Genomic DNA, 8673 nt, shown 5'->3' on the forward strand with positions numbered 1-8673 from the left:
AAGGCCGGTAGAGGAACAAGATGGGTATTTAGCGTTAGCTTATACTTTATTAGAAGAAGCTTATAATAACCGGCATGGCAAAGCTTTAAGATTTTTGTTTGATTACTTAGCCAAAGAAGAAGCTGATGAGGAAGACGATGAGGACGAAATGAAGTTACCTCCGGTCAAAGTGAATAACAAAGCTAAGCCCGCCCCAAGCTCTGCTGCTAAAACTAAGACGGAGGAGAAGAACCATCATCAAGATAAGCCGGAGGATAAAGATAACCAGCCGGCCGAACCGGTTAATGATGACGATGAAGATTGGCTTAATATGGATTATTTAACTGGGGCTTTTAAACAGATGTTAGACGGCGAAGAACCTCCGGCCGGCTTTAGAGAGAAAGTAGCTAAAAGGATAGAAGCGGCCGAATTAAAAAGTAATAATTAAGAATTAAAAACTTTTACTTTCCAGTTATTAATTGTTAATTATTAATATTCGTCTTCATTTAAATTGTAGGTAAAATTTTTATAATAATCGGCAAGCAGCCGGTGTAATAAGCGGCGGCTTCTAAAGCGGGCAGGCTGCTCGGCATCGTAGTAGCATATCGGGTAAAGTTTAGCTAAAAGGTGGTTAAAGGCGGCCTCGTTAAAAGGTTCTTTCTTTTTAACGGCCAATAACCATGGGTATTCAGTCAAATCGGCCTCTTCATTTTGGCCCAGCAATTCTTCCTCTAGGGTTTCGCCTTCGCGCAGCCCAATGTATTTAATAGCTATATCGCCGTTATCTACATTTAGGCCGTAAATTAAGGCTACTTTTTTGGCTAATTCGCTTATGCTGATGGCCTCGCCCATATCTAACAAAAAAAGGGCGGCAGGGTTTTTGACATTGGGGCTTAGCAAAATTAAACTTACGGCCTCCGGGATAGTCATAAAGTAGCGTTTAACTTTGGGGTGAGTAACGGTAAGGGGGCCGCCTTGTTTAATTTGCTCTTCAAAAAGGGGGATAATCGAGCCCCTGCTGCCCAGTACATTACCAAACCTAACAATAAAAAAGTTATGGCCGGCAGCGTTGGCGCTTAAGATAAGCTCTTCGCCTAAAGCTTTACTGGCTCCGTAGGTGTTAGTTGGCTCGACGGCTTTATCGGTAGAGATAAAAACAAGCCGGGCCGTACCGGCCTGCTTAGCGGCTTCTACGATATTGACTAAACCAAATAAATTATTTTTAATGGCTTCTACCGGGTTTTGTTCCATTAATGGTACATGTTTGTGGGCGGCGCAATGAAAAATAATATCGACATTAAGCCTAGCGATTAAAGATACGATATAATGCTTATCTTGCATATCGCCAATCACCGGCACAAGACTGGCCCCGTTGCCAATACCGGCCTGCTGCAATTTTTTTAGCTGCCGCTCGATTTGGTAAATAGAGTTTTCGCCGTGTCCAAATAGGTAAAGCCTTGCGCAGCCGGCAATAAGCAACTGCCGTGCCAGCTCGCTGCCGATACTACCGCCGGCGCCGGTAATTAACACGCGTTTACCTTTAATGTAAGGTAAAGTTTTTTCGGGGCTAAGTAAAATGGGGTCGCGCCCTAAAAGGTCGGCGGCTTCGATGTTACGTGTCATTAAGATACTGCCTTGCGGAGCCACCAGCTGCGAAAGACGCGGCAGCAGGGTAATATCTTTAAAGCCGGCCATGCGTGCCCAGTTAAAGATGGTATTAAGTTGCCCGCTGTTTAAACTGGGTATAGCAATTAAAATGGCGGCCTCTTTATTTAAAGCCGGTAATACTTGAGCTATCGGCCCTAAGACGGGGGCATTATGTAAGCTTTGCCCTATTTTGGCGCTGTCGTCATCTAAAAAAGCTAAGATAGCGCCGGCGTTTTGAGTAATTATATCGCCAGCAATAGCACGGCCGGCAAACCCGGCGCCAATAATGTAATAGTTTTTTTTTAACATAGTTCTTTATAAATTAAAAAATAGTAATTAAGAATTAAAAATTAAGTACGAGCCAATTCTTAATTAAATCGTAGGTTAAAATAACTGCCTACCACTCGTGCTCTAATATCGCGCCGAGCTACCGGGCCAAAGGTGCGGCTGTCGTTGACTAAAGTACGGTTATCGCCCAGTAAAAAATACTCGTCATCGGCTAAGGTAATGGCCTGAAAGCTAGATGATAACGGTAAAAATTGTTCCCAATTAGCCACATTGGCTCCTCTTAAAGTTTCGTAGCTGGTGTATGAGAGCTCAAATTCGTTAATAAAATAATTTTGTCCGCGGGGCCTTACAAAAACAACGTAATCTTGCATATAAAGGGTATCGCCGGGCAGGGCTATCACTCGTTTAATAACTAATTCGGGTAAACCTAATTGCCGCTCGGGGATAACCATTTCGCTAAAATTTAAGCTGCTAAAACGGATAACCGGCCTAAAAAGTTCGTTTAAAAAGTTGGAGCGCGGGTGGCCCGGCAAAATACTTAGCACTACTTCGCCACGCTGCGGAGTGGCTGTGGTAGGAAAACGGTGGCCGGCAAAGATAGTTGGCCCGTAGCCAAAAGGCGAGGCAATTATGCGGCTACTGGAGCTATATAGCGGCAGCATACCGTTATTACGCACGGTATAACTGCGTAAAAAAACATTACTTACGATGTGGTAACTTAAAAATAACAGCACAAAAAAAATGACGTAACGTTTGCGCCGGTTAAAATTTTGTACTTTATTTTGGTAAGATTGCCTTTGGGTTAAACGTTGCTTGGCCATTTTAACGGATTATCCCAAAGGTAAGCGGGTTACTTTGCCACCATTCGTTAAGCCAGCCGGTGCGCCAAAACCTAATTAATGTTTTACCCAGCACCGAATTTTGGCTGATAACTCCCCAGCTGCGGCCGTCAAGGCTATCATCACGGTTATCACCTAACGGTAAAATATACCCATCGGGCACGTAAATGCCCAAATATTGCCGGTAAAAATTGGCCCGCTCGTGGCTAAGCCACGGGTAAAATTGATAAAGTAACTGCTGCTGCTCTAAAATGGCCGACATATATCTTATCCTATCTAAATGCAGGTTATTACTAGGAAACGGTTCGCCTGCTTCTAAATGCGCCAAATGGCTGGGTAAAGCGATATTTTGACTACGGTAGGTATAAGCTATAATTAAGTTACGGCTAAGTTCGTAATCGCTCTCCGGTAATAAGCGGCGGGGGCTGTAATTTAATCTTTTTAAATGGATAAAGTCGTGTTCGCTGATGAAACGGCTTTCGCCGCGCGGTTTAATATAAGCATTGCCGTTGCGGAAAATAATTTGGTCGCCGTCACTGCCAATGGTGCGTTTAATAAGCAGCTGTATTTCGGGGTTAATATCTACCCGCGAAAGGGTAAGCATATAGATAAGCCGCTGGGCAATTTTGGCCGCCGTGCCCGCCGAGTATTGCTGCGGGCTCTCGAAGATAACAATATCGCTGCGCTCCGGCCTAAAAGGCGAAGGTAATTTGCCAATCTCCGGTAAAATTTCGGGGCCGTAAACAAGCTTGTTGACAAAAATATAGTCGCCCACCAACAGGCTGGGTATCATCGAGCCCGAAGGAATAACATAAGCTTGGATTAAAAATTGATTAATAATAAAAACCCAAGCAATAGCCCATAATAAAGTTAGGGCAAAATCTTTAAGCTTTTTTAAAAAGGCTTTAAAAAATAAAGGCGGGCTAGTGGTGAGCAGCTTAGCGGCATCATTTATACGGGCCGTTACTCCTTTTAAAAAAGGTAAATCGCGGTATTTGGTATCTTTTTTTTGTTGCTGGAGATATTTTTTACGGGCTCGCCGGGTTAAATACCACTCGGTAGCGGTAACTAAAAATACAGCTAACTTACTAACCTTTGTTTTACTTTTCATAGATTTATTAATAACATATTTAGTCATTTTTGTAAAGAGGTGGGTAGGGTAGCTTGCGCCTTTAGGTGGAGGTGTTTTATTGATGGTTATATTTTGAATCGGTTTGAGAAACCCTTGCTAACTCGAGGTCTTCATAAAATTTAAGCAGCGTTTTAGCATTTAAACGCTCTTTCTTCAAAATGCCCTTAAAAACCACTATGTGAAAGAGGTTGCCTTCGGCATCGCCCCATTTTAGCTGATAACTCGAGGACAAAACCGTAGGAATGGCGTAAATATTAGCATGAGAGCGATAATGCACATCGGTGATAGACCACCGAGCCGCGCTGCTATGGCTAAACTTGAGGCCGCGCATATCTCTGTAGTAAATAATTTTTTCGTTACCATTAATATTTAAATGAATAGCTTGTTCTTTAAGGGTAATTTGCCATTGTTGGCAAATAAATTTACTAACGCCAATCTCTGTTAAAATAATAGCGGCTATCACCAAAGGCCAAATAGCCCAGCCGGCCAACGGGCTAACAAACACTAAAATAAGTATGCCCAGTCCAAACAATCCTGCCGGGGCGATGAACTTAAGTAATGGGTAACGGTAATTTTTAATGGTGTATTGCTGCATATTAACACTTCTTCATTAGTAAAAAGTACTTTTGTTAGTTTTTATGATAACGTTATTGTAATCATGATGAATTAAATAATCCTTTAATTCATAGCTATTGTTAAATTTTGGCGAAAGATGAATATATTTTAAATTATCTTTAATTGCCTGATGTTCGCTAACTTCAATGTAAAGAAAAGGAAGTTTATCTTCATAATTTAATAGTTCTTCATTATCAATTTTAGGATTAATTTTATCCTTATCCTTATCCTTATCCTTATCCTTATCCTTATTTATATCTAAAATTTTAACTAACCGGCATTCCTCTTCGTTACTAAAAGAGGAATCTTTAATATAATAGGCTATGTATTTAAGGATAATGTTCGCTGTTTTACGTTCTTCGTCTTCGTGTAATTTTTGAGTTATTCTATTTATTTCTATTAAAGTATCTTCAACGATTTGAGCTTTCTCTTCTATAAGAGTACGGTAAGCTTGGTAAATTTGTGTAAACTCTTTTTTGTGTTCTTCTTTTAAGCCACAATATTTTTTGTAATATTTTAAATAGCTATGTTTATCTACCATGCCTAAGCTAATGACAGCCTCTTTTTCTTTATCAAAGTAAATACAACGCATAAGGGGCATATCTATGGCGTTATTTTTATCTACAGCCAACTCTTCCGTATTTATTTTCATCTTTTCACTAGGCAAAGTAGAACTAGGATTAAAAAGATTCCGATTAAAGACCAATCCTACACCGGTGGCTTCTTCACCTTTATCTTTTGCATAAAGCCTAAATTGATTTAAATCGTCATTCTTAAAGCTAAAAGATCTTATGAAGGCGAGTTTTGTGCTTTTTTCTTCTATAAGATTACAGTAACTAAATAAAATTTTACCTTCAGCACTGTCATTCATCTGCGAGGCCACATTTAGCCTAATACACGTTTTATTAAAGAGAATGTTACGTGCAGTAGCAGCACTGGTATATTGGCTTATAAAATAATTCTGCGTGTTACCGTCCCTGTCAATAAGATTTTCTTCGTCTTCTACAGTAATTAAAGCGGCTATATTCAATACCAATTCAGCTAGCTTAAATATATTTTTATTATTATCATTGCTTAACTTTTCCGCTTCTTCTTGGCTCAAGCCAAATTTTAAAAATTTATCTGGGGTCATTTATTTTTGCCCCCTAATAACAGAGCGGCAAGAGCACCTATAGCTAAAGCGCCTATAGCCACAGCGCCTACAATAGCAGCTGTATCACTATTTTCACCATTATCATATTTAGCTGGTGGGCTCGATTTATATTTTCTAGCAGCAACGGTTTCTAATTGTATATAAAGGCCAGAAAGCTCATGGTCGTTTTCTATACTCTTTTGAACAGTTAGAGCATAATTTCTAGCAATACTAAATAGTTTTTGAGCCTCATCTTCTTTCAAAAGTGCTTTGTAAGCATCTACCCCATTTTGAAAAATTAGAAGATACAATTTTATAATACGTCGTTCTTGAGTTTCTCTCTTCAAAGTAATATCAGGAAGAGGATTATATTCTTTTAAGCATTTTTGAACTATATCAGCTGCTTGTTGATACTTTTCTACATTTTTTTGGCGTTTACCTTCGTTAAAGGCATCTGCGCTATCATTAACGTAATCTACTAAAATCGTATATAAATCTGTCATAATAAGCAACCTCCTTGAGCAAGGAATAGTCGTTAAGGTTATTCCTTGTTGTGAATTTAATAAAAATTTAATATTTTGGCTACTCTCTCATACCCCAGCGTATACAAAAAGCTAATTAAACGCGGCCCTTTTTCTTTGCCCAGCAAAATTTTATAACACAAAGTGAAGATAACGCCGCTTTCTATGTTAAGCTGCTTACAAAGGTCGTAGAGCTTTTCGGCAAAGCTGTTTTCATCAAGCTGCTTCATTAAAGGAAGTAAGTTTTTTAACTGGTCAACAATAGTTAACTCATCGGCAATTAAAGGTAAAGCCGGTTGGTCATCACGCACTTTAAACCTAAAATCTTCCGGTGCATGGTCGCTTATCCAGTTCCATGCACACTTTGCCCGCTGAACCAGCCTTTCTTGCTGCTCCACTTGCACATCGGGCAGGCCGTTAAGAGTAACCTCAATGTTGCCGTCATTAATTTGTAGCAGGTTACATAAGTGCCGTATCGGTATTTGGTACGGCATAACAGCGGGCGCTGCGTCCACTTGGCTAAGCTCGTAGGTGCGGGCGGCATTTAACCATTTTTTGTACTTTTTTTCATCGGTTTTGTCAGGTTTGTCAAAATAAGTACGCTCCAGCTTGTCGTAATCTTCGTATATTTTCAGCACATCAAGGTCGAAGCTAATGGCAAATTCGCTGTTAGGCCGGGTGCCGGCAAATAAAAAGCGTACTACTTCGGGTTGGTAGATGGTTAAACAGTCGCCTAAATCGACTACCTCACCCGATGAGCTGGAGATTTTCCCTGCTCCGCCTTTAATGCGTAAAAAATCGTACTGAAACGTAGCCGGCGGTTCGTGGTTATAAATTTCGCGCACCGTTTTTTTGGCGGTGCTAAAACTGCCGCCTTCGCTGTGGTGGTCTTTGCCGGCCGGTTCAAAATCGGTGCCTTCGTAAGCCCAGCGCATGGGCCAATCCACACGCCACGGCAATTTGGCGGCGCCGGTCTTACGTAAATCGAGGGTGGTGTGGTGGCCGCAGCTTTCACAGTTGTACTCTACGCCATAATCATCATCGTAACTTAAAATATTGGTGGTATCTTTTTGGCAATTTTCACAAAAGATACTTAAGGGATACCAACCCGTTTCCAGTGGCTCCTTACGGTATTCGTCAAGCTCGGCCCTAATCAGCTCACGTTTTTGCAAAGCTATCTTCATTTGCTCGGCGTACAGGCCGGAACGGTAGCGTTTGCTTTGGTATAAATATTCAGGATTAATGCCCACTAGCGGTAAAGTTTTTTCCACCGTGGCTTCGTTATAAGCGGCGTAACTGGCGTACCCGCCGGTGGTATCGGGCACAGCATCGATGCTATGGCGCAAGTAATTGTGCAGTAATTCGGGGTTAGGCATATTTTTGGGCACTTTTCTAAACACATCATAATCGTCCCAGCTGTAAATAAAACGTACTTTTTTGCCCAGCGCGCGCAGGCCGCGCACTACTAAATCGACACTAATAATTTCGCGAAAGTTGCCGATATGCACCGTACCGCTGGGTGTAATACCGCTGGCGCAGGTGTATTGAGGCTTTTCGCCTTTTTCGCGTACTACTTTAGCGGCCCAAATATCGGCCCAATGGCCGGCTAGGGCTATTTCTTCGTGAGTTAATCTTTCCATACGGCCAGTATAATACACTTTGTTAAACTTTGCAACTTAAGAGAAAACAGAGTGTAACCTAATTTAAAGAATAAAAATGTATAATTTTTCGTGCCTTTCGTGCATGGTGTAAACGGCCGGTATAATTGACAACTTACAGCTTTATATTGTATGTTATAGGCTAAAGTTATTTAGTTACCGCTTGGTATGGGTAATAGCCTAAGGAGCTTTTAAGTGAAAATTTTTTTAACAGCTATATTTTTATTAACCACCTTAACTATGGCTTACGGGCAAGGGTTGCCGGTGCCGGCTAATGCTACCCTTAACAGCCTTTTCCCCGATGAAAATTTGCGTGCTCTTGTTGCCGATAAGCTAAACAGCCATGATACTACCTTGACAGGGCAAGAGTTAAGCAACGCTTTAGCTTTAATGAGCGGCGGTTTAATTATAAGCGGTATTAATGATGCGGCAGGGATAGAATATTTAACCCGCCTTACTTGGCTTAATTTGAGCGGTAACGGCTTAACTAACCTTGATAACATTAGTAATTTAACGGCTTTAACGTGGCTGCGGATAGACGGTAACCGGCTAACTGCTATAGATGTAAGTAACCTTATCAATTTAACCAGCCTTTCGGTGAGCGATAATTTATTAACCAACTTAGATGTAAGAAACCTTAGCCGCCTAACCGAACTTTATGCCAACGGCAATAATTTAAGCGCTATTGATGTGAGTAACAACACCAACTTAACCGAACTTAGCCTTACCCGTAACCAGCTAACCGGCCTAGATGTAAGCCGGCTTACCAATTTAGCTAGGCTGTGGCTGGGCACTAACGAACTAACGAGTTTAGATATACGCCGGCTTAGTAATTTAGTTAGGCTAGATGTACGCAATAACC

Annotated in this window: 9 protein-coding genes; 2 read left to right on the plus strand and 7 right to left on the minus strand. The window is 41.1% G+C overall.

Annotated elements, in window-relative coordinates:
* Positions 1-427, plus strand: a 427-nt coding sequence (locus FWE37_08035; protein MCL2520927.1) for a hypothetical protein, incomplete at its 5' end; no start/stop codon positions are given.
* 41 nt (positions 428-468) lie between these two features.
* Here the strand turns inward: FWE37_08035 and FWE37_08040 are convergent.
* From FWE37_08040 to lysS, 7 genes are all read right to left on the minus strand, one after another.
* Positions 469-1935 carry an SDR family NAD(P)-dependent oxidoreductase gene (locus FWE37_08040; GenBank protein ID MCL2520928.1) on the minus strand — a complete coding sequence of 489 codons (1467 nt, stop codon included), beginning with the start codon at positions 1933-1935 and terminating at the stop codon, positions 469-471.
* Positions 1936-1994: 59 nt separating this feature from the next.
* Positions 1995-2735, minus strand: a complete 741-nt coding sequence (lepB, locus tag FWE37_08045) for a signal peptidase I (GenBank protein MCL2520929.1) — start codon at positions 2733-2735, stop codon at positions 1995-1997.
* Position 2736: 1 nt separating this feature from the next.
* Positions 2737-3864 carry a signal peptidase I gene (lepB, locus tag FWE37_08050; GenBank protein ID MCL2520930.1) on the minus strand — a complete coding sequence of 376 codons (1128 nt, stop codon included), beginning with the start codon at positions 3862-3864 and terminating at the stop codon, positions 2737-2739.
* 76 nt (positions 3865-3940) lie between these two features.
* On the minus strand, positions 3941-4480 hold the full coding sequence (locus FWE37_08055; protein ID MCL2520931.1) for a hypothetical protein: 540 nt from the start codon (positions 4478-4480) through the stop codon (positions 3941-3943).
* Between the two features lie 15 nt (positions 4481-4495).
* On the minus strand, positions 4496-5632 hold the full coding sequence (locus tag FWE37_08060) for a hypothetical protein (GenBank protein MCL2520932.1): 1137 nt from the start codon (positions 5630-5632) through the stop codon (positions 4496-4498).
* On the minus strand, positions 5629-6135 hold the full coding sequence (locus FWE37_08065) for a hypothetical protein (protein MCL2520933.1): 507 nt from the start codon (positions 6133-6135) through the stop codon (positions 5629-5631). Before FWE37_08065 ends, FWE37_08060 begins: the two co-directional genes overlap by 4 nt.
* Positions 6136-6191: 56 nt before the next feature.
* A complete protein-coding gene (gene lysS, locus FWE37_08070) occupies positions 6192-7793 on the minus strand; it encodes a lysine--tRNA ligase (protein MCL2520934.1) in 1602 nt (533 codons plus the stop codon).
* 213 nt (positions 7794-8006) lie between these two features.
* Between lysS and FWE37_08075 the strand changes: the two genes are divergently transcribed.
* Positions 8007-8673 (plus strand): hypothetical protein (locus tag FWE37_08075; protein MCL2520935.1); only part of this gene is annotated, 667 nt, incomplete at its 3' end.

This window comes from Spirochaetaceae bacterium (assembly GCA_009784515.1).
Taxonomy (GTDB): domain Bacteria; phylum Spirochaetota; class Spirochaetia; order WRBN01; family WRBN01; genus WRBN01.

What these genes read in the sequence shown, in the direction of transcription:
- lysS (MCL2520934.1), bottom strand. Translation starts at nt 7,793, where the DNA reads ATGGAAAGATTAACTCACGAAGAAATAGCCCTAGCCGGCCATTGGGCC.
- lepB (MCL2520930.1), bottom strand. Translation starts at nt 3,864, where the DNA reads ATGAAAAGTAAAACAAAGGTTAGTAAGTTAGCTGTATTTTTAGTTACC.
- FWE37_08040 (MCL2520928.1), bottom strand. Translation starts at nt 1,935, where the DNA reads ATGTTAAAAAAAAACTATTACATTATTGGCGCCGGGTTTGCCGGCCGT.
- FWE37_08055 (MCL2520931.1), bottom strand. Translation starts at nt 4,480, where the DNA reads ATGCAGCAATACACCATTAAAAATTACCGTTACCCATTACTTAAGTTC.
- FWE37_08065 (MCL2520933.1), bottom strand. Translation starts at nt 6,135, where the DNA reads ATGACAGATTTATATACGATTTTAGTAGATTACGTTAATGATAGCGCA.
- FWE37_08060 (MCL2520932.1), bottom strand. Translation starts at nt 5,632, where the DNA reads ATGACCCCAGATAAATTTTTAAAATTTGGCTTGAGCCAAGAAGAAGCG.
- lepB (MCL2520929.1), bottom strand. Translation starts at nt 2,735, where the DNA reads ATGGCCAAGCAACGTTTAACCCAAAGGCAATCTTACCAAAATAAAGTA.